Source organism: Massilia agrisoli (genome assembly GCF_020831365.1).
Lineage (GTDB): Bacteria > Pseudomonadota > Gammaproteobacteria > Burkholderiales > Burkholderiaceae_D > Telluria_A > Telluria_A agrisoli.
Genome location: NZ_JAJHPV010000012.1, coordinates 126,294 through 150,769, shown reverse-complemented (window position 1 = coordinate 150,769; position 24,476 = coordinate 126,294). Strand labels below are relative to the sequence as shown.

At 64.0% G+C, this 24,476-nt stretch carries 24 protein-coding genes; 10 read left to right on the top strand and 14 right to left on the bottom strand.

Translation table 11 applies throughout. The features are described 5' to 3' along the window. Nucleotides 1-80: 80 nt before the first annotated feature. Nucleotides 81-1,490 carry a right-handed parallel beta-helix repeat-containing protein gene (locus tag LMJ30_RS08065; RefSeq protein ID WP_229431829.1) on the top strand — a complete coding sequence of 470 codons (1,410 nt, stop codon included), beginning with the start codon at nt 81-83 and terminating at the stop codon, nt 1,488-1,490. A gap of 14 nt (nt 1,491-1,504) precedes the next feature. Here LMJ30_RS08065 and LMJ30_RS08060 read toward each other — a convergent pair whose 3' ends face one another. The 3 genes from LMJ30_RS08060 to LMJ30_RS08050 all read right to left on the bottom strand — a co-directional run bounded on the left by LMJ30_RS08060 (nt 1,505) and on the right by LMJ30_RS08050 (nt 3,042). Next, nucleotides 1,505-1,879, bottom strand: a complete 375-nt coding sequence (locus LMJ30_RS08060; RefSeq protein WP_229431828.1) for a group III truncated hemoglobin — start codon at nt 1,877-1,879, stop codon at nt 1,505-1,507. Between the two features lie 100 nt (nt 1,880-1,979). Further along, the gene (locus LMJ30_RS08055; RefSeq protein WP_229431827.1) at nt 1,980-2,441 is read right to left on the bottom strand and encodes an RrF2 family transcriptional regulator; all 462 of its coding nucleotides are present in this window, start codon (nt 2,439-2,441) and stop codon (nt 1,980-1,982) included. A gap of 193 nt (nt 2,442-2,634) precedes the next feature. Then, complete coding sequence (locus LMJ30_RS08050) at nt 2,635-3,042, bottom strand: hypothetical protein (protein WP_229431826.1); 408 nt, start codon at nt 3,040-3,042, stop codon at nt 2,635-2,637. Nucleotides 3,043-3,349: 307 nt separating this feature from the next. On the opposite strand from LMJ30_RS08050, the gene LMJ30_RS08045 reads away from it, so the two are divergent. Next, on the top strand, nt 3,350-3,760 hold the full coding sequence (locus LMJ30_RS08045) for a GFA family protein (protein ID WP_229431825.1): 411 nt from the start codon (nt 3,350-3,352) through the stop codon (nt 3,758-3,760). A 12-nt stretch (nt 3,761-3,772) separates the two neighbouring features. Next, a complete protein-coding gene (locus LMJ30_RS08040; protein WP_229431824.1) occupies nt 3,773-4,255 on the top strand; it encodes a DUF1579 domain-containing protein in 483 nt (160 codons plus the stop codon). 4 nt (nt 4,256-4,259) lie between these two features. On the opposite strand, the gene LMJ30_RS08035 is transcribed toward LMJ30_RS08040, so the two are convergent. The 3 genes from LMJ30_RS08035 to LMJ30_RS08025 form a co-directional block, all read right to left on the bottom strand. Continuing rightward, complete coding sequence (locus LMJ30_RS08035) at nt 4,260-4,997, bottom strand: DUF481 domain-containing protein (RefSeq protein ID WP_229431823.1); 738 nt, start codon at nt 4,995-4,997, stop codon at nt 4,260-4,262. A 137-nt stretch (nt 4,998-5,134) separates the two neighbouring features. Next, complete coding sequence (locus LMJ30_RS08030) at nt 5,135-5,545, bottom strand: DUF4124 domain-containing protein (protein WP_229431822.1); 411 nt, start codon at nt 5,543-5,545, stop codon at nt 5,135-5,137. Nucleotides 5,546-5,644: 99 nt separating this feature from the next. Beyond that, entirely contained in the window at nt 5,645-6,937 is a 1,293-nt protein-coding gene (locus tag LMJ30_RS08025; protein WP_267869604.1) for an NCS2 family permease, read from the bottom strand. Between the two features lie 166 nt (nt 6,938-7,103). Here LMJ30_RS08025 and LMJ30_RS08020 point away from each other — a divergent pair, with 166 nt between their 5' ends. Next, nucleotides 7,104-8,273, top strand: coding sequence for a hypothetical protein (locus LMJ30_RS08020; protein ID WP_229431820.1), 1,170 nt, complete (start codon nt 7,104-7,106; stop codon nt 8,271-8,273). 36 nt (nt 8,274-8,309) lie between these two features. Here LMJ30_RS08020 and LMJ30_RS08015 read toward each other — a convergent pair whose 3' ends face one another. The 4 genes from LMJ30_RS08015 to LMJ30_RS08000 all read right to left on the bottom strand — a co-directional run bounded on the left by LMJ30_RS08015 (nt 8,310) and on the right by LMJ30_RS08000 (nt 12,208). Further along, on the bottom strand, nt 8,310-11,207 hold the full coding sequence (locus LMJ30_RS08015) for a bifunctional diguanylate cyclase/phosphodiesterase (protein WP_229431819.1): 2,898 nt from the start codon (nt 11,205-11,207) through the stop codon (nt 8,310-8,312). 118 nt (nt 11,208-11,325) lie between these two features. Then, on the bottom strand, nt 11,326-11,595 hold the full coding sequence (locus LMJ30_RS08010) for a DUF5985 family protein (protein ID WP_229431818.1): 270 nt from the start codon (nt 11,593-11,595) through the stop codon (nt 11,326-11,328). Nucleotides 11,596-11,602: 7 nt separating this feature from the next. Further along, nucleotides 11,603-11,863: a DUF5985 family protein gene (locus LMJ30_RS08005; protein WP_229431817.1), complete on the bottom strand. Its 261-nt coding sequence runs from the start codon at nt 11,861-11,863 to the stop codon at nt 11,603-11,605. Then, nucleotides 11,864-12,208 (bottom strand): hypothetical protein, encoded by a 345-nt coding sequence (locus tag LMJ30_RS08000; protein ID WP_229431816.1) that lies wholly within the window; start codon nt 12,206-12,208, stop codon nt 11,864-11,866. It abuts the gene before it with no gap. A gap of 264 nt (nt 12,209-12,472) precedes the next feature. Between LMJ30_RS08000 and LMJ30_RS07995 the strand changes: the two genes are divergently transcribed. Then, complete coding sequence (locus LMJ30_RS07995) at nt 12,473-13,276, top strand: DNA/RNA non-specific endonuclease (protein WP_229431815.1); 804 nt, start codon at nt 12,473-12,475, stop codon at nt 13,274-13,276. Beyond that, nucleotides 13,273-13,536, top strand: coding sequence for a hypothetical protein (locus LMJ30_RS07990; protein ID WP_229431814.1), 264 nt, complete (start codon nt 13,273-13,275; stop codon nt 13,534-13,536). Before LMJ30_RS07995 ends, LMJ30_RS07990 begins: the two co-directional genes overlap by 4 nt. On the opposite strand, the gene LMJ30_RS07985 is transcribed toward LMJ30_RS07990, so the two are convergent. Next, nucleotides 13,533-15,338 carry a PHA/PHB synthase family protein gene (locus tag LMJ30_RS07985; protein ID WP_229431813.1) on the bottom strand — a complete coding sequence of 602 codons (1,806 nt, stop codon included), beginning with the start codon at nt 15,336-15,338 and terminating at the stop codon, nt 13,533-13,535. The two genes, LMJ30_RS07990 and LMJ30_RS07985, sit on opposite strands and share 4 nt — an antisense overlap. Nucleotides 15,339-15,487: 149 nt before the next feature. Between LMJ30_RS07985 and LMJ30_RS07980 the strand changes: the two genes are divergently transcribed. Together LMJ30_RS07980 and LMJ30_RS07975 are read left to right on the top strand one after the other, a co-directional pair. Beyond that, nucleotides 15,488-15,916: a YsnF/AvaK domain-containing protein gene (locus LMJ30_RS07980; protein ID WP_229431812.1), complete on the top strand. Its 429-nt coding sequence runs from the start codon at nt 15,488-15,490 to the stop codon at nt 15,914-15,916. Between the two features lie 24 nt (nt 15,917-15,940). Further along, the gene (locus LMJ30_RS07975) at nt 15,941-17,038 is read left to right on the top strand and encodes a YsnF/AvaK domain-containing protein (RefSeq protein WP_229431811.1); all 1,098 of its coding nucleotides are present in this window, start codon (nt 15,941-15,943) and stop codon (nt 17,036-17,038) included. Between the two features lie 102 nt (nt 17,039-17,140). Here the strand turns inward: LMJ30_RS07975 and LMJ30_RS07970 are convergent, their stop codons facing one another. Beyond that, nucleotides 17,141-19,978: a M16 family metallopeptidase gene (locus tag LMJ30_RS07970; RefSeq protein ID WP_229431810.1), complete on the bottom strand. Its 2,838-nt coding sequence runs from the start codon at nt 19,976-19,978 to the stop codon at nt 17,141-17,143. Between the two features lie 164 nt (nt 19,979-20,142). On the opposite strand from LMJ30_RS07970, the gene LMJ30_RS07965 reads away from it, so the two are divergent. Beyond that, complete coding sequence (locus LMJ30_RS07965; protein WP_229431809.1) at nt 20,143-21,618, top strand: DUF4214 domain-containing protein; 1,476 nt, start codon at nt 20,143-20,145, stop codon at nt 21,616-21,618. Between the two features lies 1 nt (nt 21,619). Here the strand turns inward: LMJ30_RS07965 and LMJ30_RS07960 are convergent, their stop codons facing one another. Together LMJ30_RS07960 and LMJ30_RS07955 are read right to left on the bottom strand one after the other, a co-directional pair. Beyond that, nucleotides 21,620-22,609, bottom strand: coding sequence for a sensor domain-containing diguanylate cyclase (locus tag LMJ30_RS07960; RefSeq protein ID WP_229431808.1), 990 nt, complete (start codon nt 22,607-22,609; stop codon nt 21,620-21,622). Between the two features lie 126 nt (nt 22,610-22,735). After that, nucleotides 22,736-23,656 (bottom strand): sensor histidine kinase, encoded by a 921-nt coding sequence (locus tag LMJ30_RS07955; RefSeq protein WP_229431807.1) that lies wholly within the window; start codon nt 23,654-23,656, stop codon nt 22,736-22,738. Nucleotides 23,657-23,839: 183 nt separating this feature from the next. Here LMJ30_RS07955 and queE point away from each other — a divergent pair, with 183 nt between their 5' ends. Continuing rightward, nucleotides 23,840-24,475: a 7-carboxy-7-deazaguanine synthase gene (gene queE, locus LMJ30_RS07950; protein WP_229431806.1), complete on the top strand. Its 636-nt coding sequence runs from the start codon at nt 23,840-23,842 to the stop codon at nt 24,473-24,475. The last annotated feature ends 1 nt before the right edge of the window (nt 24,476 follow it).

Here is a 24,476-nt window from a genome sequence, read left to right as displayed (position 1 = left end):
CGCCATGCCTGCCGATCTCATTGAATGCTATTTCTGAGTCGCGGCGCCTGAAGACAGGCCCGCGCGCCGAGGGGAAAAAGATGAAGAAGGTGATTTTTGTAATGGCGTGCCGGACCGTACTGCTGTGCGCGGCTGGCTGGCTTCCAATGCTTGGCGCCTGCAGCGGCGGCAGCGGCGCCGAGGGCAGGCCGCAGGCGGCGCCGGTGCTGGTGGCGGCTGCGGTCGTGCCGGACAACGGTGAGCTGCCAGCGGGCAGCATCCCGATTATCGGGGCCCCGGACCCTGCCGCAGGGGCGCCGGCGCCCGGCACGGCCGACGATTACCTGCTGTCAGCTTATTCGCCAGCGCCGGCAACAGCGCCTGAGCCGGCGGTATTTCCCGGCATGGCCGGAACCAGCGCCGCCGGTGCGCTGGAAGAGACGCCGGAGCCGGTATTGCTGGCCAGGGCCAACCGCGAGGCGCTGTATGTGTCGCCGCGGGGATCGGACAATAACCCGGGCACCTCCGACCGGCCGTTCCGTTCGCTGGCCAAGGCCGCGCGCGCGGTGCGCCCCGGGACCACGGTGTATGTGGCCCCCGGCACCTACTACGGTGGATTCCGCACCAATGCCAGCGGCAGGGCGGATGCCCGCATCACCTACATCTCGTCCACCAAATGGGGCGCCCGCATCGTGCCGCCGCCCAACTCGCGCAGCAAGGTTGGCTGGGACAACCGGGGCGATTACGTGGATGTGATCGGCTTCGAGGTCGACGGGCGCAACTGGCAGGGCGGGGCGCGCTGGACCCACGGCATTTATAACGGTGGCTCGTACGATTCGATCCGCAATAATCATGTCCACCACATTGCCCAGAAAATCGGCTGCACCTCGGGCGGCGGGGCCGCGATCGGCATCGACAGTTACTACCGCGGGGTCAAATCGGACGCCATCGCCAATCTCGTGCACGACATAGGCCCGGCAGGCTGCCACTATGTGCAGGGCATTTACGTCAGCACCTCGGGCAGCGTCAAGAACAACGTGATCTACCGCGTGGCCGAGGCCGGCATCCACCTGTGGCACGACGCCAACCGCGTGATTATCACCAATAACACGGTCACGGAATCGAACACGGGCATCATTGTCGGCGGCGGGAACTTCTACCACACCAAGGGCCCCAACGATCACACCCTGGTCTACAGCAATATTGTGTACGACAACAAGATGGGTATTTCGGAGCAGGGCAGGACAGGCAAGAACAACAGCTACCGCAACAACCTGGTGTACCGGAACTCGCGCTTCAACTGGAGCCTGAAGAATGGCCTGACCCATACCGGCACGGTCAGCTCCCCGCCGCTGTTCGTGGCCGAAGACGCGAACCTGCCCAACCTGAAGCCAAGCCGCAGTTCACCGGCGGTGGGGCAGGCCACGGCGACGCATGCGGCCAGCACCGATTTCGAAGGCCGGGCGCGCAATGCGAGGACAGGCTATGACATCGGGGCGTACCAGCATTGAATCGCCGCTTTGGCTCAGTGGACCACGATACGCCCGAAGAAGCCGTACTGGAGGCTGGCGGCGATGCGGCGCGCGACGAGCATGAATTCGTCGGCGAGCTCGGGCGTGAAGAGGCGCTGGGCGGTAGTTTCGAACAGGGCGATCCAGCGCTGGAAATGGTCCGGCACGACGCCGTCCAGCGCCATATGCTTGCCATACACATTGCCCTGGAATTCGTGGGTGGCCATCATCACCGTCGACCAGAACTCCACCATGCGCGCAAGGTGGGGTTCCCAGTTGTCGCCGATGGCCGCTTCAAAAATCGGCTGCAGCTGCGGATCACGCCTGACGTCGTCGTAAAATTCGTGGACCAGCTGCGCTATCGCGGCCCGGGTGAGTTCAGCATGCATGGCATCCAGTTAACATGGAAATCAGATGCCACATTATAAATGCGTGGGCAATATGGATGTTTCTTATAGGAAGAAATACGACGTCGCTAAATTTGCGACATCAGGCCAGCTGTTCCGTGGCTGGGTTGGCGTAGAACTGGACCGGGACGGCGCCGCCGCGCGGGCGCGGCAGCACCGAAGCGAGGGTCTCGCGGTCAAGGATGTCGAGGTAGGCGTTGGTGGCGTGGCCGAGCACGTATTGCAGGCCGCATGCGCCGCTTAACCCGCAGGAAGTGCCAGCCGGATTGAAGCACTCGGCCATGTAGAAGTCGGTTTCGCTGGCGCGCACGATGGCGCCGATGTTGATCTGGTCGGGTTCGAGCTTCAGGCGCAGGCCGCCATTGCGGCCGCGAAGGGTCTCCACCACGCCCGCCAGGCCGAGCTGGTACACCACCTTCATCAAGTGATTCTTGGAAATCGCGTGCAGGTCGGCGATTTCCTGGATGGTCACCAGGCGGTCGCGGTGCATGCCGAGATGGATCAGCGTCCGCAGGGTGTAATCGGTGAAGGTGGTCAGGCGCATGTGCGTGTATTGTGTGCGGCAATGGTTTACTGCCGAAGCATACAGGAATCACGCAGATGCAGGTGTAACGGGAATTGGTGCCGGTGTTTGAGGCCACCGGACTAACCTGCGGGGCTTGCGCGTGCAGGCCTCCAACGCCCCCATGGTAGTACCGCAAAATGACCGGAGAATGACTTCGGTCTAAATGGGCGCGTTAAGGATTTCCCAGCAGGTCATGGGCATCCAGGATCGCGTAGGCGATGTCCGGATGGCGTTCCAGGCATTTCCGCACGGCCGCGGGGATGGTCTGGCGCGTCTTGCGGCACAGTCCCGGGCGCTCGTCGAGCGCGATGGTAAAGCCGCGCACCGTGCGCACGCCGCGCGCGCTGGGGGTAATGGTCAGGCCGATGCCGAGCAGCTCCTGCATCCTGGCGCCGATGCGCTGCAGCTCGTCGTAGGTCTCGATACTGTCGATGCGCGCAATCAGCTTCTTTTCTTCTTCCCGGGTCAGCCGCAGCACGCGCATGTCGGCGCCTGGCTCGGCCAGCAAACTGTCGCGGTCGCAAACGCAGGCGCCTGGCGGGCACTCTACGCGTATCGGGAACGGTACTGCTTGGAGCATGACGTCGCGCCGGTGGTGGAGAAAGGAGACATATTCTACATCGGGCTTGCCGGCGTTCCAACTTGCGGGCTGGCTCGCGTGACGACGCCCGGACGCGGCCTGGCGCAGCCACTGACGAGTAGGCTACATTCATTTCACGCCGTATCTTTTATCGCGTGGGTATATCGCCGCAAAGGAAATATGTAGATAGCCGGCTTTTAGTTATTCGAATCGACTATTTTCCCTGCATGTGGGCGGCGCGCGGCCATCCGTGCGCGGCACGAACTGGCTTACACTGGCGGCATGCCTGATACACGCGGAGGTTGCCATGGTGCTGAGCGGTGGATGCTGTTGCGGTGCGGTGCGCTATGAAACGACGGAGCGGGTGTTCCATGCCACCATCTGTCATTGCCCGACCTGCCGCAAGGCCAGCGGCGCGCCCTGCGTTGCCTGGTTCAGTGTGGTGCTGTCCGATTTCGACATCATTTCCGGGAGCCTGGCGCACTACCAGTCCAGCTTGCATGTGACGCGCGGCTTCTGCGCCGAGTGCGGCACGCAGCTGACCTACCAGCACGACGACTTCCCGAACGATATCGATATCACGCTGTGCAGCCTCGACGACCCCGAGACGACCCGGCCTGACGACCACACGTTTGTACAATACCGCCTGAGCTGGATGGTTCCCGGCGATGGCCTTCCCGAGTTTCCACGCAGTCGGGCCGAAGGTGCGGGAACATGAACAGGAGATGCAATGGAAAAAGAAACCGTTACCGAGCAACACCGCTGGCTGCAGCAACTCGTCGGCGACTGGACCTATGAATCGACCGTGGCGGCCGGCCCCGATGACACCCAGACCTTCACCGGCACGGATCGGGTCAAGGCCCTGGGGGAATTCTGGATTGTCGCGGAAGGGGAAGGCGAGTTTCCCGGCGACGGACCGGCCCGCATGGTAGTGACGCTGGGCTATGATCCGCGGCGCAAGCGCTTCACCGGGACCTTCATTCATTCGATGATGAGCTACCTGTGGCACTACGACGGCGAACTGGACGCAACCCGCCGCATCCTGACCCTGGAGTCGACCGGGCCGAGCATGAATGGCGCCGGCGCGACGGCGCGCTACCGCGATGTGATCGAGATTGTCAGCGAATCGCAGCGCATGTTCAGCTCATACGCACTGCGCGAGGACGGCAGGTGGCATGAATTCATGAGCGCGCGCTACACGCGGGTGGCCTAGCGGCTCAGAACGAATACACCAGGGTTACCGACGTTTGCGTATCGGTGTTCTTCTTGTTCACCGGCACGTTGGTGTCATTGCGGGCGGCGAAGGCCGCCTTCATCTGCATGGTGTCGTTGATTTTGGTCGACACCGAGGCCTCGGCGATCGAGTGGACGTTGGAGGTGCCCCGTTCCACGCTCACCGAGTTCGAGAACGTGGCCGAAGGGCTCAGGCGCCAGCGGACGGCAGCGGCCCCGCGGACGGTGAAGCCGTTTTCCTCGTCGCCATTGGCGCGCGTGCCGGTGAAGTAGCCCGGGCCCACTTCCAGGTCGATGCGGCGGTCCTTGGAATCTTCCCAGCCCCAGGCGTGACCGACTGCCATCGTCGAGTAGGTGGTGTAGGCGCCAAACCTGTCGTCGACGTAGGTGCCGAGTACGAACAGCTTCTTGCCGTCCTCCATCAGCTTGTAAGCAGCCTTGGCCGACATCGACACGCGCTCGGCCGATTTCACGGTAACGGTATCGCCGTTGCTGATGGTTTTCTCGTCTTCCTTGAAGTAGCCCGACAGGATGTACTGGTTACTCCAGTCCTCCAGCTCCTGGCGCGCGTCGATCCGGCCGGTGACGGAAGTACCTGCCGTATTGCCGGACGTGGTGATCGCGCCGAGTTCGGCAGAGGTGTTCCACGAGGGGGCGATGTCGCCCGCGAAGGCGCTGCCGTGAGTCACGGCCGCGAGCGCGAGAAGCGAAAAGAGTTTCATGTGCGTGTCGGAGCTGCTGTCGGTGTGGCGTATTGTACCCGAACAACTCCCGAAAAGCCGTCACGGCTTGCTGCAATTGACTGCAACTTGCGGTCAATACGCGCTAACGCGCGCTATTAAAACCCCAATCCGAAAGCTCAGGGGTTGGCGGCGAAGCCACGCTGGCGGCTGGCGGCCATCGAACTGTCGAGAAGCATCAGGGTGCGGCGCGCTTCCTTCAGGGTGGCGACATCGCGCGCCAGCGAACGGCCCGGCGCCTGCACCTGCGTGAACGGGGCGGCGCGCATCCGGGACGATGGCGGCAGGTTGGTCAGCTGGTAGCGGTCGGTTCCGCCTGACGCGGCCGGGGCCGCCTCATCGGCCGCGGCCGCCGGTGCGGTCGCGGCGGACAGCACCACCTGGGCTGCCTCGCCTTTGCATGGCTGGTCGGTCAGGGTGACATGGCCCGACTGGTCCGTGCATTTGATGACTTCGGTTCCTGCGAAGGTGTTCGAAACGAACACCATGCCTGCGACAAACAGTGTGTGGCGGATGGCTTTGCAGTTCATGATGTTGCTCCTCGTTAGCGTTTAGACAATTATGCGCGCTGGGAGGAGTCATCTCTGTTCGGTACCACACGGTGTCAAGATGATAATTTATTGTCGAGCTCAAGCGCCGACATAGGCGTATTTGAAAGTGAATGCCGCGGCAATGAGCCACACGATGACCTTCACTTCGCGGGCCCTGCCGGTGAGCAGTTTGAGCATCGCGTAGGTGATGAAGCCAAATGCAATGCCGTGCGCAATCGAATACGTGAACGGGATCGCCACCGCGCAAATTGCCGCCGGGATGCTTTCAGTCGTTTCTTCCCAGTCGATGTTGCCAAGGTCGCGCAGCATCAGGCAGGCCACGAACAACAGTGCCGGTGCGGTTGCGTAGGCGGGGACCACGCCGGCCAGCGGGGAGATGAACAGGCAGGCGAGGAACAGCAGGGCGATGACGACGGCGGTCAGCCCGGTGCGCCCGCCCGCCTGCACGCCGGCGGCGCTCTCGATGTAGGCGGTGGTGCTGGACGTCCCCAGCGCCGAGCCGGCCACGATGGCCGCGCTGTCGGCCAGCAGTGCCCGGTTCAGGCGCTCCATCTTGCCGTCGACCAGCAATCCCGCGCGGCTGGCCACGCCCATCAGGGTGCCGGTGGCGTCGAACAGTTCAACCAGGAAGAACACCAGCACCACGTTGAGGATGCCGACGCCGATCGCGCCGCTGATGTCGAGCTGCATCAGGGTAGGGGCCAGCGACGGCGGCGCCGACACCAGCCCTTTGAACGTATTACCGCCGAAGAAGAAGCTGGCGACGGTAACGGCCATCATGCCGATCAGGATGGCGCCGCGCACGCGCAGGCGGTCCAGCGTGACGATCAGCAGGAAACCGATGATGGCCATGATGGCCGGCGCGGAGCGCAGGTCGCCGGCGGTGACCATCGTGGCGGGGCTGGCGACGACAATGCCGGCGCTCTTGAGCGCGATCAGCCCGAGGAACAAGCCGAGCCCTACCGTAATGGCGGTGCGCAGGGAGTGGGGAATGCCGTTGACGATCATCGCGCGCAGGCCGAACACGCTGACCAGGATAAACAGGCAGCCCGAAATGAATACCGCGCCCAGCGCAGTCTGCCACGGCACGCCCATGCCGAGCACCACCGCGTAGGCGAAGTAGGCGTTCAGGCCCATGCCAGGCGCCATGCCGATCGGATAGTTCGCGTACAGGCCCATCATCAGGCTGCCGAGCGCGGCGGCCAGGCAGGTGGCAACGAACACGGCGTCCTTCGGCACGCCCGCGTCGCCCAGGATCGACGGGTTGACGAAGATAATGTAGGCCATGGTCAGGAAGGTGGTCACGCCGGCGATGACCTCGGTGCGGGCGTTGGTTCCGCTTTCCTGCAGTTTGAAATAATTGTTCAGCAGTGACACTGTGCTCTCCCGTATGGTTTGTTACGCAGGCCCGATCATGGGCCTTGCCGTCTTATCAAGATCATACCGCGTTCGCTGCTGAGCCGGGATCGAAAGCGGCAGTCGCGCCGCTGCTGGCGATTTGCTAACATGGCGCATAGCCACCTCACCAGAAACAGCCATGCCAAAAAACAAGCGCCCCGTTCCACGCAAGCCAGCCGCCACTTCCGCCCCCCAGGACGATGACGACCTCGTCGCACAGGCCATGGCGGACCTGGCCCTCGACATCGCCGTGCCGGAGGACGGCGACGAGGCGCATCCCGGCCAGAAGCAGGAGGAGCTGAACCGGATGATCCTCAATGCGCTGCGCAAGAAGAACGACGACGTGCTGTACGACGCGGTCGAGCGCGCGCGCTATTCGGACATCCCGGCCTACCTGCTGTTGCGCTCAAGCATAGAAGAAGCCAGCGGCGTGGCCGTGATGCGGCGCGAGGGCGCGCCGGCGATGGAAATCAACGCGTTCGCGATTCCCCTGTTCGTCCACGGCAGGGGCGGGCTGGACCAGAGCGCCGCGTTCGCCGACCCCGACGCGTTCGAGGCGCTGGTCGACAGCCTGCGCAGCGGCGGGCTGGAAAGCGAGGAAGCCAAGGTGGTACTGGTGGCGCACGCCTACGACCCGCGCGAGGCGGCGCGGATCACCTACTGCGAACTGAACGAGATCGTGCGCGAGGTGCACGCATCGATGACGGCGAAGAAGCTTACCGCAACGCCCGCGCTGGACCGCACCATGACGGGTTGGGCGCCCAATACCGCGGCGGCCGGCGAGCCGACCGTTGAATTGCGTTTCCTGGTGGGCTTTGCGCTGAAGCGGGTCGACGATCCCTTCTACGCCATTCCCGATGAGGATGCGCGCGCCGAGGCCTATTTCGACGAGCGCATGGCGCGCTACCGCGCCTGGACCGAACAGGCGGTGCCGCTGGTGCGCCGCTGCCTGGCCGCGGATCCCGATGCCATCGACGTCAACTTCCTGTACCAGGACCTGTTCTTCGGCGCGTTCGAACACGGCGTCGAAGAGCTGGCGACCCTGCGCATGATGACCCAGCTGAACCAGGCGCTGGAGGGCAGCGGCGTCGCACCTGCCGAGGCCAGCGCCAGGGTCGCGGCAGCGGCCAGCGACGACGACCTGGTGATGCGCGTGTCCTTGCTGTCGCAGGACGGCGCGCTGCTGGCTACGGTCGAGAAGCCGCTCGATGTCGGCGCCGACCTGGAGGCCGAGATCGCGGACGTGCGCGATGCGCTGGCGGCGATTGGCATTGGCACTGTCGCGGTCGACGCCGTGGCCGGCGACTGAGGTTTGGCGCCCGAGGCGCGGCGGACCGCGCCGGGCTTACGCCATCAGCGGCCGCGGCTTGCCGACCCAAAAACCCTGCGCGTAATCGACGCCGATGGCGTGCAGGGTCCCGAGGATGGCGGGGTCGCTGACATACTCGGCGATGGTCTTGCGGCCCATCATGTGGCTGATTTCGTTGGTGAAACGCACCATCTCGTAGTCCACCTCGCTTGACGACATGGTCTGGATGAAAGCGCCGTCGATCTTGATAAAGTCGACCGGCAGCTCCTTCAGGTAAGACAGCGAGGTCATGCCGCTGCCAAAGTCATCCAGCGAAAAGCGGCATCCGCGCGCCGACAGGGTGCGGATGAAGTTGGTGGTCTTGTTCATGTTGGCGATCGCGCCGTTCTCGGTGATCTCGAAGCACAGCTTGTGCGGGGGCACGTCCGAGCGGTCGATCAGCTCGGCAGCGAACTTGTGGAAGCTCTGGTCGCCCAGCGAGCGGCGCGACAGGTTGATGCTGCACATGTCAAGGTGCTCGGTGTCGTCGCGGTGGTTGGACATCCAGTCGAGCGTGCGCATCAGCACCCAGCGGTCGATCTTCAGGATCAGGTCGTAGCGCTCGGCCGCCGGCAGGAAGCTGGCGGGCCCGATCGGCGCGCCCTGGCCGGTGCCCAGCCTCAACAGGATCTCGTAGTGCCGCGCAGCGCCGCCGGCGTCGCTGATCGGCACGATCGGCTGCCGGTACAACTGCAACTGGTCATGGTCGAACGCGTGCGCCAGCCTGGTGACCCAGTGCATATCGCTGCGGCGCTGCGCGAAGTCGTGGTCGCTGGTGTCGTGGACGTAGGCGCGGTTGCGCCCGCGTTCCTTGGCGATGTAGCAGGCATGGTCGGCGCGCCGCAAGGCTTCTTCGACGGTCGCGGTGCCGGTGTCGATCGGGGTGATCCCGATGCTCACCCCAAGCTGGAACATGCGGCCCTTGCAGGCGTAGCGCAGGTTGCGGGTGGCGTCGAGCAGCTTGTAGGCCACGCCGAGCGCTTCGTCGACATCGCAGTGTTCGACGATCAGCGCGAACTCGTCGCCGCCGATCCGCGCCAGGGTGTCGCGCTCGCGCACGTGCGATACGTAGGACTGCGCCAGCAGGCGCAGCAGGTCGTCGCCGGCGCTGTGGCCGCAGGTGTCGTTGACGATCTTGAACTGGTCGAGGTCCAGGTACAGCAGGGCCGACCCGGCGCTGCCATCCTGGCGCGAGTGGTCGAGCGCGCGCTGGAGGCGCTGCTCGAACTCGCGCCGGTTGAACAGGCCGGTCAGCGAATCGTGGCTGGCCTCGAAGCCCAGCTTGCGCACCAGGCGCTTCGATTCCGTCACGTCGTGCATCACCAGCACAGCCCCGATCAGCTCGCCGTCGGCCAGGGTCACCGGCGCGACTGCGTTATCGATCGAAAAGCGGCGCCCGTCGCGGCCGTGCGCGGTCAGGTGCGGCAGCCCGGGTATCGGGCGCCGCTCCTGCTGGCATTGCATCACGGCGTCCTGGATGGCTTGTTCGCCGCCTGGCTCATCGACCGAGAGCACGTCCGCCACCGGATGGCCGACCGCTGCGGCTTCGGTGCGGCCGAGCAAGCGCTCGGCACTCGGGTTGACGGAGGTCACCAGGCCGTCGCGGCCTAGCGTCACCACGCCGTCGGTGATGGCGGCCAGCGTGACCAGTGCGCGTTCCTTTTCGGTGGCGGCGCACAGTTGCGCCTGCTTTAGTTCGGTGACGTCCTGCATCACGGCGACGGCGGTCCGGGCGCTGCCGTCGGGGTCGGCGATCAGCGCCGTGGTCACGGCGAAATGCACGCGCTTGCCGTCGCCGCGGTCGTACTGCAGCTCCTGGACGACCGGCCTGCCTTCCCTGATGGACTGGGTTAGCGGCAGGTCTTCGGTACGCATGCGCCGTCCCTTGGCGTCGTACAGCACGTAGCTGCCGTAGTCCTCGGTGCTGGCGACGCCATCGATGCCGCGGCCCAGCATGGCTTCGCCGGCCCGGTTCTGGTAGATAAGTTTGCCTGACGGCGCCTCGGCCAGGATGACGCCGGACGGCAGCTGCTCGAGGATGTTGGCAAAGCGCGCGCGTTCCTGGCGCAGCTGGTGGTACAGGCGCATTTTCTCGTTTTCGGCCTGCTTGCGGTTGTCGATGTCGACGCAGGCGCCCACTAGCACGGGGCCGCGTCCATCGACATCGTGCTCCCAGTTAGCGCGCAGGAAAAACCAGCGCGCTGGCCCTTCACGGGTACGGCAGCGCAGTTCGGTGTCGAGCGGCGCGAGGGCGGGCTTGTCGCGCAGCGCGGTCAGCTGCGCTTCGATGCGGCGGCGGTCGTCCTCGAGGACGCACAGCATCCAGTCGGCAAACCGCAAGGTGCGTTCGCCGCTATCGTAGCCCAGCAATTCGCGCAGGTGGCGCGACACGGTCACTTCATCGCGCCCGATGTCCCACTTCCAGATGCCGCACCAGGCCGCCCCCAGGATCAGTTCAATTTCCTGGCGTTCGCGCTCGCACTGCTTCAGCCTGCACAAATGCGTCATGTCGACCAGTGTGGCGGAATAACCGAGCAAGGCGCCGCCAGCGTCGCGCAGCGCGGTCAGCGAAGTATGCGCCCAGAACAGGCTGCCGTCGCGGCGGCGGCGCCACACCTCATTGCCGACAAAGCCGGTGCGTGCCGCCAGGTCGAGGTCGTGCCCTGGCAGCTGCTGTTGCCGGTCGTCGTCGGTGTAGACCAGGGCGTAGCCGGCACCGATGGCCTGTTCGGAGGCGTACCCGGTCATTTCCTGGGCAGCCTGGTTCCAGGTGGTGATGGTTCCTTCGGGGTCGAGCATCATCACGCCGCATTCGCGGATGCCGGCCACCATCAGGCGGAACAGCTCGGCCGACTCGTGCTGCGATAAAACAGAAGCAAGGCAACGTTCGGGCATAGGGAGGTATCCACTGGCAGGATTGCGAAGTGCTTGGATTTCTGCCGGCGAAAATGGTTCCGGCCCTCGCGGGCCGGATGGGGCAATGCAGGTGGATCGCTTGGGGGCGCGCGTCGGGCTAGCGCTTGGCCTTGCCGCGCGGCCAGTTCTTCTCGAAAATCGCCCACAGGATCAGGCCGTAGGCGACCAGCCGGATCAGGTAGTGCAGGGCGCTTTCCTCGTTCATGCTCTGCGCGACGCTGGAATAGATGCGGTGCGCTCCTTCGATGCCGAACGAGAGCGCGAAGTACAGGAAGAAGCGGTCACCGGTATTGCGCCAGTAGCGCGTAAACACCATGCTGATGACCAGCGATGCCATGGCGATTGCGCCAACGAGAATATCGTTCATTCGGTCATCACTCCTTTTCGTAAATCAGGCCGTACAGCAGCAAAAGCAGGGCCAGCAATGCCGATCCCAGCCGGTAGGGCATCAGGTCGACCGAGGTGGGGAATACGACGCGGTCGACCAGCAGCAGCACGTTGTTCAAGCAAATCACCACGAAGCACATGCCGCTCCAGAACAGCAGGCGGTGGCGCGTGCGGCTGTAGCTTCCGAGCAGCAACCAGGCGCAGGCAAGCGACGTGAGGATGCATAAAATGTAGATGATCTGGGCCATTTAAGAATCCTTTCGCCATTTAAACGCGTCGGCAAACTGCTGTGCCTTACGGTCGTGCTTGGAGTGGATAAGGTGGGTGACTTCGACCAGGTGGCGCGAGTAGAACTCGGCCAGGCTGTCGATCGTCGCCGCCAGCAGGTCGCTGGCAGGCTGGTAGCAGTAGCTGGCAGGCTCGGCGCCGCCGGTGGCCATGCCTGAATTGCACAGGTCGTCCAGCAGGCCGGTGGCCAGCTTCTCGCCAAGGTAGAGGCGTTCGGCCAGCTTTGCGGTGCTCCATGGGCCGGGCGTCCCGCGCAGCAGCAGCAGGGCTTCGAGGTGAGGCACCGACGGGATGCTTGTGAGCACAAACCGGCGTATGTCTTCGGGGATCGCTTGCTGCGCCATTAGGGGACTGACCGTCGCAGGTAGTGAAATAAAAAAAGCATTCTAATACATTCCAATTGGCAACGCTTTTTCTATTGTGCGAACGTTGCTTTACTGCACGAAAGGGAGGGGCTGGTCCGCTCGCATGATACGGACCGCGTCGTGCGCGGGCGAATTTTATCCTAGGAATAATCTTTTGCGACCTAAAGGTTAGAATGGCCGCCTGAAAATTTTCACCAAGCATCAATGTTCCAACAGATTTTGGCCGCCATCGTGCTGGCCGCGGCGCTGCCTGGCAGCGCCGGCGCAGCCGCCGCAGGCTGCCCGGCCCATTACATCGACGGGCGCCTGCCCGAGATACGCAATCCCAGGCTGGCCGTTGCCACCCGCGAGTTGTGCTATGGGGTGTTCGGCGTGATGCATTCGGGCGTGACCCGCACCGCGCTATGGTCCGCCGAGCATCTGCGTGCGTACAATGTCGCGGCGGCCGGCGACCAGTCGCGCATCAATTCATTCCACGCCGAGCCGCGCCTGCCGCGTTCCCAGCGCGCCGAACTGTCCGACTATGCGCTTAGCGGTTTCGACCGCGGCCACCTGGCGCCCAACGGCAATATGCCGGACCGGCGCAGCCAGCGCGAGAGCTTTTCGCTGGCAAACATGGTCCCGCAGGATGCGGAGAACAACCGCCATGTGTGGTCGGGGATCGAGCACATCGTGCGCAAGATGGCGGCCAGGGAAGGCGCGCTGTACGTGCTGACCGGGCCGGCGTTCCTGGGTGGCAGCCTGCGCAAGGTGGGCAATGTGCTGGTGCCGACCCACCTGTACAAGGCGGTGTGGAATCCGCAGCAGAAGGCCGGCGGCGCCTGGTTCATCGAAAACGCGCCGACCACCCGGTACCAGACGATGACGATAGCGCAGCTGGAGAAGACCATCGGTATCGACCTGATGCCGTCCTTGTCGGCGCGCGAGAAAGAGGCGATGCTGCGCTTGCCGCATGTCCGCCAGCGCAAGCAAAAGCGCCAGCGGCGCAATCAGGAGGAACTGCCATGAAGGCCAGCAAGAAGGAATTTGAACCGTATGCCAACGAAGCCGATGTCGTCATCATCGGCAAGCTGATGATCGAGAACCGGCTCGACCGCATCACCCTGGCCGGCGACGTCGACCTGACCCTGGACCGGGCTGGGCTGGCGCGGGCCCGCGAGCTGCACCAGCTGCTCGGCGCCATCGTGGCCAGGCTCGAAGCGTCGGCGCTGCCGGAGGCGCTGGCGCCGCCGCAGGTGAAGACGGTAAAGAACCCTTTCGCCGGCTAGCGTTCGAGCACATAGCGCCCCGGCGCCGGCCCGAGCGAACCGGTCACTGGCTGCGCCGGCACCATGCCCGCCGGCGAGACGCGGTCCAGCCAGGCCAGCCATTCGGGCCACCATGAGCCGGCCTTTTCGTCGGCACGCTCGATCCATTTGTCGGGGTCGGTGTAGCGGTCGCCTCGCTTGTGCAAGGCGGTGTAATAGCGCCGCCCGGCCCGTCCCGGTTCGCTGATGATGCCGGCGTTGTGGCCGCCGCTGGCCAGCACGAAGTTGACGTCGCAGTGCGACATCAGGTGCACCTTGTACACCGAGCGCCAGGGGGCGACATGGTCGGTCATGGTGGACACCGCGAACACCGGCACGTGCACGTCCGACAAGGCGATCGGCCTGCCGTTGACCCGGTAGCGCCCGGAAAACAGGTCGTTGTTGAGGAACAGCTTGCGCAGGTAGTCGCTGTGCATGCGGTAAGGCATGCGGGTGGTGTCGGCGTTCCACGCCATCAGGTCGCTCATCGGCGCGGGTTCGCCCAGCAAATAGTGGCTGACCGCCACCGACCACACCAGGTCGTTCGAGCGCAGCAGGCGGAACGCGCCGGCCATCTGGCGGTTGTCGAGGTAGCCCTGCTGCCACATCAGGTCTTCCAGCCACGCAACCTGGCTCTCGTCGATGAACAGCATCAGTTCGCCGGCTTCCGAAAAGTCGGTCTGGGCCGCCAGCAGCGTGATCGAATTGAGGTAGGCGCGCTGGTCGTGTTCGTAGGCGGCCGCGGCGATCGACAGCAAGGTGCCGCCCAGGCAGTAGCCGACCGCATTGACTTTCTTGCCCGGCATCCGTTCGCGCAAGGTGTCGAAGGCGCGCATCACGCCTTCATGCAGGTAATCGTCGAGGCCGAGGTCGCGGTCGCCGGCGGTCGGGTTATGCCACGAGATCATGAAGACCGTGTGGCCATGCGATACGAGGTAGCGCACCAGCGAGTTGTGCGGTGACAGGTCCATGATGTAGTACTTCATGATCCAGGCAGGCACGATCAGCACCGGCTCGGCGTGGACACTAGGCGTCGCCGGCGCATACTGGATCAGTTCGATGAGGTCGTTGCGATACACCACTTCGCCGGGCGTCACCGCGACTTCGATCCCCGGCCGGTAAGCCTCCGCGCCCTCCGGCGGCAAGCCGCGCGCGCGCAGGCTGAGGTCTTCCATCAGGTTGCAGGCCCCGCGCACCAGGTTGGCGCCATGCTCGCGGACAATGGCCGCGCTGACCTCCGGATTGGTGGCGACGAAGTTCACCGGCGAGACCAGGTCGAGCAGCTGGCGCGCGACAAACGACACCACCTGTTCATGGTGCTTGGTCACGCCGTCGATGCCGGTGGTCGCGTTGTGCCACCACTGCTGGTTGAGCAGGAAGGCCTGCTGGATCAGGTTGTATGGCCAGCGTTGCCATGCCTCGCTGCGGAAGCGCCGGTCTTGCGGCAGCGGGTCGATGCACGGCTCGGCATTGGGGTCGGCCGCGCTGCGCAGTGCGTAATCGAACCAGCGCAGGTCCTTGTCCCAGGCCTTCTGCGCCAGCCGCTGCCATTTGCCGGGGGACTGCGCCAGGTGCAGCATCCAGTCGGTCCATGCGAGCGCCAGGCTGTTGGGCGAGATGCCCTGGGTGTAGTGCCCCATCAGGGCATGCAGCATGCGGTCGACATGGCTGGGCGGTTCGACGTCGGTGGGACGCACGCCGCCCATGTCGGTGCGGGCCGCCGGCGGGTTCGCAACTTCAAGCGTGAGGGAGGTGTGCTCGTGCGCTGGCTTGGTCAATTGCATTGGGTTCTCCGTGCTGCGGTATGTGGAAATTTCCAGCTTCCTATCCATACGAAATGCAAACTTGAGCAACGTCAATGGTGCGCAGGTTCGCGGCTCTTTGGGGTACTCTCGAAATAGCAAATGACAGCGAATGTTGAGGAGTGCATGTAATGATAGGCGATACCGAAGGCAGGGTCGAAAATAGCGCGGGCATGGCCGTGCCGGTGCACCAGGAGGAACTGCACGTTGGCATTCGCACTGTCGACACCGGGCGCGGCGTACGGGTACGCAAGACCGTCGACGAACACGAACAACGCATCGAGGAAACCCTGATGCATGACCAGGTCGACGTGCGCCACGTGCCCGTCGACAAAATAGTCGCCCTGTCCGAGGCGCCCGCTTCGCGCTACGAAGGCGACACGCTCATCGTTCCAATACTGGAGGAAATCCTCGTAGTCGAAAAGCGGCTGCGCATCAAGGAAGAGATCCATATCACCCGCAGCAAGCGCCCGCAGCGTTTCTCGGAGACCGTTCCCCTCAAGTCGGAAACGGTCTGCGTCGAGCGTTTCGATGAAGGCCCTGCGGTGCGCGGGGAGTGACTTCAACAGTTGGAGGAATTAATCATGCAACACACACTTGTAGCCGTATTTGATAATCGAAGCGACGCCCAGAAAGCGATGGACGACCTGCTGGCGTCGGGCTTCAACCGCTCCGACCTGCGCCTGTCCGAAGGCGGCACGCACACCGGCGCCACGGCCTCCGGAGCGCTGCACGAGGACGAGTCGATGGGCGAAAGCATCAAGCACTTCTTCAGCGACCTGTTCGGCAGCGACCGCAGCGACCGCATGGCGCAGTACAACGAAGCGATTTCGCGTGGCCACTACGTATTGACGGTCACGGCGCCCAACGAGCCGGAAGTCGAGCGCGCGGCCGACCTGGTCGAGCGCTATGGCCCGGTCGACATCGACGAGCGCTCGTCGGCATGGGCCACGGGCTCGACGGCAGGCAGCATCGGCGCATGGCAGCAGTCGGCCGCGCTGTCGCAGCAGTCGCAGGCCAGCCAGGGCTCGGTCCAGGGCGGCACCGCCGGGTCCATGCAGTACGCCAGTAGCGAGTCGCAATCCATCCCGGTGGTGCAGGAAGAACTCAAGGTCGGCAAGCGCGAAGTGCAGCGCGGCGGGGTACGCATCTACTCGCACGTGGTCGAAACGCCGGTCGATGAGAGCGTCAACCTGCGCGAAGAGCATGTGACGGTGCAGCGCCGCGCCATCGACAAGATGGTCGACCCGGCCGAGGTTCCCGCGTTCCAGGAAAAGTCGTTTGAGATGCGCGAGACCGCCGAGGAAGCTGTCGTCAGCAAGTCCGCCCGCGTGGTGGAGGAGGTGGTGGTCGGCAAGGAAGTAACCAACCGCGAAGAGCACATCACCGATACCTTGCGCCGTACCGAGGTGGAAGTGGAGCAGCTCCCTGGCGCCGATGACGACGACTACTATCGCAACCACTGGACCAGCAACTACGCCAGCACGGGCACGACCTATGACGAGTATGCGCCGGCTTACCGCTATGGCAGTGAGATGCGGCGCAGCGAACTGTATCGCGGGCGTCCGTTCGAGGATGTGGAGACCGACCTGCGGGCGGACTGGACGCGGACGCATCCAGGTTCGGCCTGGGAGAACTTCAAGGCCGCGGTGCGGCATGGGTGGGATCGTATGACGAGCTGAGTTTTATACGTCGTTTCCGCGCACGCGGGAACCTATGCTGAGTGCGAAATATCAGCTCTGCATGGGCTCCCGCTTGCGCGGGAACGACGGTGTCGTACTGTGTTACTTCGCAAACACCGCGGTTGCCGGCGTAATCGTCACCGCCTCCGGACGAATGTTCAGCTTGGTGGCGCCAATTGCCTTGTCTTCATCGAGCAGCGCCTTCGGCTTCTCGGCATCGTACTTAATCGACGAGAACACATCGCTGACCAGCTTGTCCTTCAGCCCGGCCGCATCCTTGGTCACCATCACCACCGACAGGTTCTTGGCCGACAGGTGCTTGCGCACTGCCGCGTTGACGTCGTCCACCGTCAGCTTCGACAAGCCATCACGCATCAGCTTGGTGAACTCCGGCGTGCCGTACCACTTCGAATCGAGCGCGTAGCCCAGGTACTGGTCCTGGGTGGCGGTCATCACGAACACGTTCTTCATCAGGTAGTCGCGGGTGGTCTCGAACTGCGCGCGGGTCAGGCCCTGGGCGATGAACTTGTCCAGCTCGGTGAGCGCGACGCGCAGCGCGAAGTGGGCGTTTTCAGGGGCCACCGGACGAATCCAGACTTCGAACAGCTGCGCCTTGCGGCCCAGGTTGGGGTTCGGGAAGAACTGGAACATACCGCGCGGGAAGGCTTCGATGTAGGCGTAGTCGCCATAGTTCATGCCGCGCACTTCGCGAATGCGCTGGTACAGGTAGGAACTCGATGCACGGTGCTCGCCCAGGAAGGCCTTGGCCAGCCACAGAGCCGGGAAGTCCGGGTGCGAACGGGTGACGACAGTCGGCAGGCCGAATGAGATCGCCGTCGCGCGCGTGTTCTTCTCGATGATTTCCACTTCCAGGCCATTCGGCATGCGGCCCTTCGGCGCGGCGCCGTACGACACGCCCGCACCTTGCGGCAGGGCGGCCAGCGACTTCTTCAGCGACGCGATCTGCGCTTCCGATACATCGCCCGAGATGCCCACTTGCAGTGCGCCCTGGGTATAAGCCTGCTTGTAGAACGCCTTGACGTCGTCCAGCGTAATCGACTCGATGCCGGCCAGCGTGCCCAGCACAGGGTGGCCGTAAGGGGTGCCGTCGAACACATTGGTTTGCAGGCGCTCCTTGGCGAACTCCTCTTCGTTGTTGTCCTTCAGGTCCAGCTGCAGCGCGTTCTTCTGCGCATCCTTCAGGCGGCGGAAGTCTTCCTCGCGGAAGCCCGGCGACATCAAGAGCGGCAGCGCGACGTCGGCGTACTCGGCCCAGTTGTCCTTGTGGATCGAACCGGTGAAGGTGGTCATTTCCTTGTCGACCTGCTCGCTGAAGCTGCCGGCCATCGGGAACAGCGCCTTGGTGACCTCGTCGATCTTGCGCTGGCTTGAACCGCCTGATGCAACCATCGCTGCGGTCAGCGCCGCCAGGCCTTCCTTGCCCTTCGGATCATGCGCCGAACCAGCCGTGAACAGCAGCTTGAAGCGGATCTGCGGCAGCGCCGATTTCTGGACCAGCACGTCGAACTTCGCTTCGCCCGCTTGCGGGGCGAGCTGGTCGAGCTTCGGCAGGGTGGCCATCGCGGCCGGCATCGGCTGGTGCGACAGGGTGGTCACGATCATGCCGTCGTCGGTCAGGTACTTGCGCGCGGCGGCCTGCAGGTCGGCCGGGGTCAGCGTATCGACCAGCCGGTAGTAGCGGTTGAGCGTGCCGTAGGAACGGTTGAAGTGCACGTAGGAAGCCAGGGTGCTGGCGATCTGCTCGGTGTTGTCGAGCGAACGCACCAGGCCGTACTTTTGCGCCGATTTGGCGTCGGCCAGTTCGCTCGCCGATACCGGCGTATTGCGCAGCTCGGCCACGGTCTGCATGATGGCGTCGCGTACGTACACGGCGTCTTCGGGCTTTTTGACGCGCGCAGCGATGGTTGCCAGGTTGGCGTCGACCCGGTTAGGGCTGTAGTCGAACAGCTGGTCGACCTTTTGCTCGTCCTGCACCAGGCGCTTGTACAGCGGCGAGGTGCGGCCGAACTTCAGCGACAGCAAGGTCGACAGGGCGGCCTGGTCCTTGTTTGTGTCCGAGAACGCCGGCGCGCGGAAGGCCACGGTCACGAACGGCAGGGTCGGGCTGGTCCATGGGACGTGCTTGTAGATCGCGCCGCGCGGGGCCGGTTCGGCTGGCACTTCCGCTTTGTAGGTGCCGCGCTGCCACTTGGCCCAGTATTTCTCGACCAGGGCGATGGTCTTCTTCGGATCGACGTCGCCGGCGATGATCAGCGCGGTGCGTTCCGGACGGTACCAGCGGTCGAAGAACACCTTCGAATACGCGTACTGGTTCGGCATGTCCTCGATATCCTTGAGGAAGCCCATCGTGGTGTGCTTGTAGGTATGCGTGGTGAACGCGGCGTCGCGCTGGACCTCGATCAGCTTCGAGATCGGGTTGGCGCTGTTCTTGTTGTACTCGCCCAGCACGGCGCGCGATTCGGTCTTGAACGGACCTTCCTCGTACGACAGGTTCTGGAAGCGGTCGGCCTCGACCTTCAGGATGGTCTCGAGGTCTTCCTTGGCGAAGGTGGTGTAGTAATTGGTCAGGTCGTCGCTGGTGTAGGCGTTCTGGCGCGCACCGGAGCGGGTGATGACTTCCTGGTATTTCTCGGGCGGGTAGGCCTTGGTGCCGCGGAACATCATGTGCTCGAAGAAGTGGGCAAAGCCCGACTTGCCCGGTTCAATTTCGTTGCGCGATCCGGTCTGCACCGGGATATGTACAGACACCAGGTTCGGGAAGCCGGTCGGCACAACGATGACCTTCAGGCCGTTCGGCAAGGTCTTCTCGGTCGCGGTGAAGGGCAGCACGTCGCCTTTGGCCGGCGCGCTCTTCGGCGCTGCGCCAGCGAGCACGGGCAGGCCGAGCGCGAGCAAGGTAATCGGGATAAGTTTTGACACACTGTCTCCTTGAGTAACTGACAAGCCGGGAAGGATAATTTAATCGCTTGATAAAGGACAGGGAAAAATAGCGCGGCGTCGCAAAAAGGCCGAATCCCGCAATGGCCGCGGCAACCCGGCTTGCTAGGATTCCTGATCCCTGCACAGCCTGGACAACGAGCGCCATGAGCCTTTCAAGCGGAATCAATGCCATCGATGCGCTGGTCTATTCGAGCTGGAACACCAGTCCCCACACTGGCGTCACGCTGACCTTCAGTTTCCCGCGCACGCTGCCGCCCAACTCCCCGGAAGCCGACGCCAACGACTTCGCGCCGATGCCGGCCATGCAGCAGCAGGGGGTACGCGCCGCGCTGGCCGAGTGGGCGGCGGTGGCAAACATCGTCTTTGTCGAGGTTGAGTCTGGCGGCAATCTCGTGTTCGCGACCAACGACCAGGGCGACCAGACCAATGCATATGCCTATCTTCCCGATGCGCTTACCCGTCATACGACCGCCGTATTTACCAACAACCGTTTTCCGATGGACGACATGCTGGCGCCCGGCGAAGGCGGCTTTACCGTCTTGCTGCACGAAATCGGCCATACGCTCGGACTCAAGCATCCGGGGGAGTATCACGAGGCCTTCGATGAGATGGGAGGCCCCTACCTGCCGGCCGCGTTCGACACGCGCGGCTACACGCAGATGTCCTACAACCCGTCGGCAAACCACGCAGTGGTCGGCAAGGAAGGCCTGACGCCGATGCTGCTCGACATCCAGGCGATCCAGTACCTGTATGGCGCAAACACGGGCTGGCGCAGCGGCGACGACGTCTATGCGTTCAGCCCGGACGGCGCCCCGCGCACGGTCTGGGATGGCGGCGGGCTGAATACATTCGATTTCACCGCCTGCATCGATGGCGCCGTAGTCGACCTGCGCCCTGGCCAGATGAGTTCGACTTGCGCTGGCTTCGACAACGTCGCCATTGCTTACGGCGCGACGATCCACAAGCTTGTGACGGGCATCGGCGACGACACGATCCGCGCCAGCGATGCGGGCAGCATGATCGACGCTGGCGCGGGCCGAGACGCCATCCAGGGCGGCAGCGGCAACGACCGGATTGCGGGCGGCGACGGCCTGGACACCGTGGTCCTGGCCGGCCATGCGGCGCAATACAAATTGTCGGCAAGCGCGCAAGGCTGGGTGGTGGAAGGCGAGGGGCGCGACCTGCTCGATAGCGTAGAGCGCATCCGGTTTGCCGACACCTTGGTGGCGCTCGACATCGACGGCGTTGCCGGCCAGGTGTACCGGCTTTACCAGGCCGCATTCGACCGTGCCCCCGACCCGACCGGACTTGGCTACTGGATCGCCGCTGGCGACCGCGGCGTGAGCCTGGCGGTGGTGGCGCAAGGCTTCATCGACAGCCCGGAGTTTGCGTCCAGCTACGGCCAGCTCGACAACATGGCTTACGTCACGCGGCTGTACCTGAACGTGCTCGGAAGGCAACCGGATGAGGGCGGCTTGGCCTGGCACCTGGACTTGCTGGAACGGGGAGTCGCCAGCCGCAATGAAACCTTGCTGGCGTTTTCGGAGTCAGGTGAAAACCAGCAGGCCCTGGCCGGCGTGATCGGCAATGGCTTTGCCTACACGCCGTTCGGGGCCTGATTCAGACGGTTTCGGTGGTAGGGAGGCTGATGCGGTTGCGGCCCATGTGCTTGGCGCGGTAGAGGGCGGCGTCGGCGATGGCGACCAGTTCGGAAGCGTCTGCCTCATTCGATGCCAGCGCGGTGGCGGCGCCGATGCTGACGGTAATCCGGCCGTCGCGCGAGAACCGGTTCGGCAGCCGCAGCTGCTCGACGCGCGCGCGGATGCGTTCGGCCACGATGGCTGCGCCCTTGAGCGCCTGGTTGGGCAGGATAACGGCGAATTCTTCGCCGCCATAGCGCGCCACCAGGTCGTTGGCGCGCATTTCGGACGCGACCGCCGTCGCGATGCGCTTCAGGCATTCGTCGCCGCCGAGGTGGCCGTTGGCGTCGTTGTAGGCCTTGAAGTTGTCCACGTCCACCATCAGCAGCGACAAGGGCTGCTTCTGGCGCATGGCGCGCGACCATTCCGCGTGCAGGGTGTCATCGAAGCAGCGGCGATTGGCAAGGCCCGTCAGGCCGTCGCGCGTGGCCAGCTGTTCGAGCGCGATTTGCGCCTGCTTTTCGTCGGTCATGTCGCGCAGGGTCTCGACCACCGCGATCAGGGTATTGTTGTCGTCGAAGACAGGGCTGGCGTCGGCGGCAAGGTAACGGCGGCCCGCACGCGGCATGTCGCACCAGCTTTCAGCGCAGATCTGGGAGCCGGTCCGCGGCTCGCCCTGCACTGAACCGTACAGGTGGAGCACTTCGCCAGGGCGGTTCTGGATGACCAGGTCGGCGAGGGTGGGGCGCTGTTCCTGGTAAAAGCTGCGCCAATGGTCGCTGGTGCCCAGGACCTCCTCGGCGGGAACGCCCGTCAGGCGTTCGCAGGCCCGGTTCCAGATCATTACGCGCCGTTCGGTGTCCAGCACGAAGGCTGGAACCGCCAGCATTTCCATCAACTTGTTGGCGAAAATCCGCTCTGGCTTGCCGCTGCTGTCGGTCAGGCATTGGATTGTAGATGCGCTCGTCATGGGCCGTTCCCTGTTCTTAAAAACTGGCTGCCGCTGGGCAAGTAATTGACTGCCTGCAAGACTTGATTTTCCTACCGGAACTTATGTGGACCATTGATTTTAAGCAAGGCAACGGGTGATCCGGGTTCAGTGAAGGGCGAATGGCTGGGTTAGGGGGATTTCAAGCGTCAACTGGCATCCTCCGCCGGGCGGGCCGTCGATGGCGAACGTGCCGCCCAGCGCGGCGACGCGGTCGCGAATGCCGCCCAGCCCGCAACCCTGGGCAACTGGCTTGGCGTTGAAGCCGACCCCGTTATCGCGGATGGCCAGCCTGATCCGGCCCTCGGCGCAGCTGAGCACCACCCGCACTTCGGTCGCCTGTGAATGCCGCGCCACATTGGACAAGGACTCCTGCAGGATGCGGAACAGCATCCCATCGAGTGTCTTGTCGGTGTCAAACGCGGCCGGGTCTGCGCTGAAGTGGTGGCGGATGCCGTTCACCCGGGTGAATTCGCCCAGCTGCCACTCCATCGCATAGCGCAGGCCGGCGTCGAGCGCCAGCGGCCGCAGGTTGTTGATAATGCCACGCAAGGATTGGATGGCGAGGTCGAGATTCTGGATCATCAGGTCGATGCGGGCGCTCGCCTGGGGATTGGCGCGGGTGGCGTGCTGCAGCATGGTCAGCTCAATCTTGAGCGCCATCAGGTTCTGGCCGAGGTCGTCGTGGATATCGCGCGCAATGCGCCGGCGTTCGGTCTCGCGCACGTCCTCCTGTTGTTCAACCAGGCGGCACAGCACCTTGTGGGTCTCCGCCAGCGCCCGTTCCGCCAGCATGCGGGCGTGGCGTTCCACGCCGAGTTGCGCCTGCGCCTCAATCATGCGGTCGTCAAAGCGCAGGTGGTAGCGCAGCAGGGCGTGGAAAGCCCAGCCGATCGCCAGCAGCCAGACCGCTGCCAGCCACAGGCCGGGCGGCGGGCCAATCCAGTCCGCAGGGCTGAATGCGTGGCAAGGCGCCGATGCTGCGCCAAGGACGAGGGCGGCGGTGGGGGTACGGGGAACGCGTTTCATGGCATCCTTCCTGCGCTGGCTCAATCGACTTATGTCAAGGTACAGTGGGCTGCGGTTGAGCTTCTTGTTCACGATCAACTCGTTGCGCAGAGGGAAGAAACCGTGCCGGCGGCGTGGCTTAGTGGTTTACTGGTGACGGCCGGGTCGCGGTATAATGGAAGGTTGACGATTGAGGCAATCCCCGTGACTTACAGCATCAAAGAGATTTTTTACACCCTGCAAGGCGAAGGCGCGCACGCTGGGCGCCCGGCCGTGTTTTGCCGTTTCTCCGGCTGCAACCTGTGGACGGGGCGCGAGATCGACCGCGCCAGCGCCGTCTGCCAGTTCTGCGATACCGATTTTGTCGGCACGGATGGCGAGCTGGGCGGAAAATTCCCGACCCCGGCCGAACTCGCGGCGCGCATCGACAGCCTGTGGCCGGCCGCCTATCCCGCCAGCAAATACGTCGTGTTCACTGGCGGCGAGCCGCTGCTCCAGCTCGATGCCGCGCTGATCGGCGCGATGCACGCCGTCGGCTTTACGATCGCCATCGAAACCAACGGCACCCTGCCGGTGCCGGCGGGGGTCGACTGGATCTGCGTCAGCCCCAAGATGGGCTCAAAGCTGGTGGTGGAGAAGGGCAACGAGCTTAAAGTGGTCATCCCGCAGGCCAACCAGGATCTTGGCGCCTACGAGCATCTCGACTTCGAGAACTTTTTCGTGCAGCCGATGGACGGCCCGCTGGCCGAATTCAATACCCGTCTCGCCATCGAGACCTGCAAGCGCAATCCCAAGTGGAAGCTGAGCCTGCAAACCCATAAACTCCTCCAGATACCCTGAA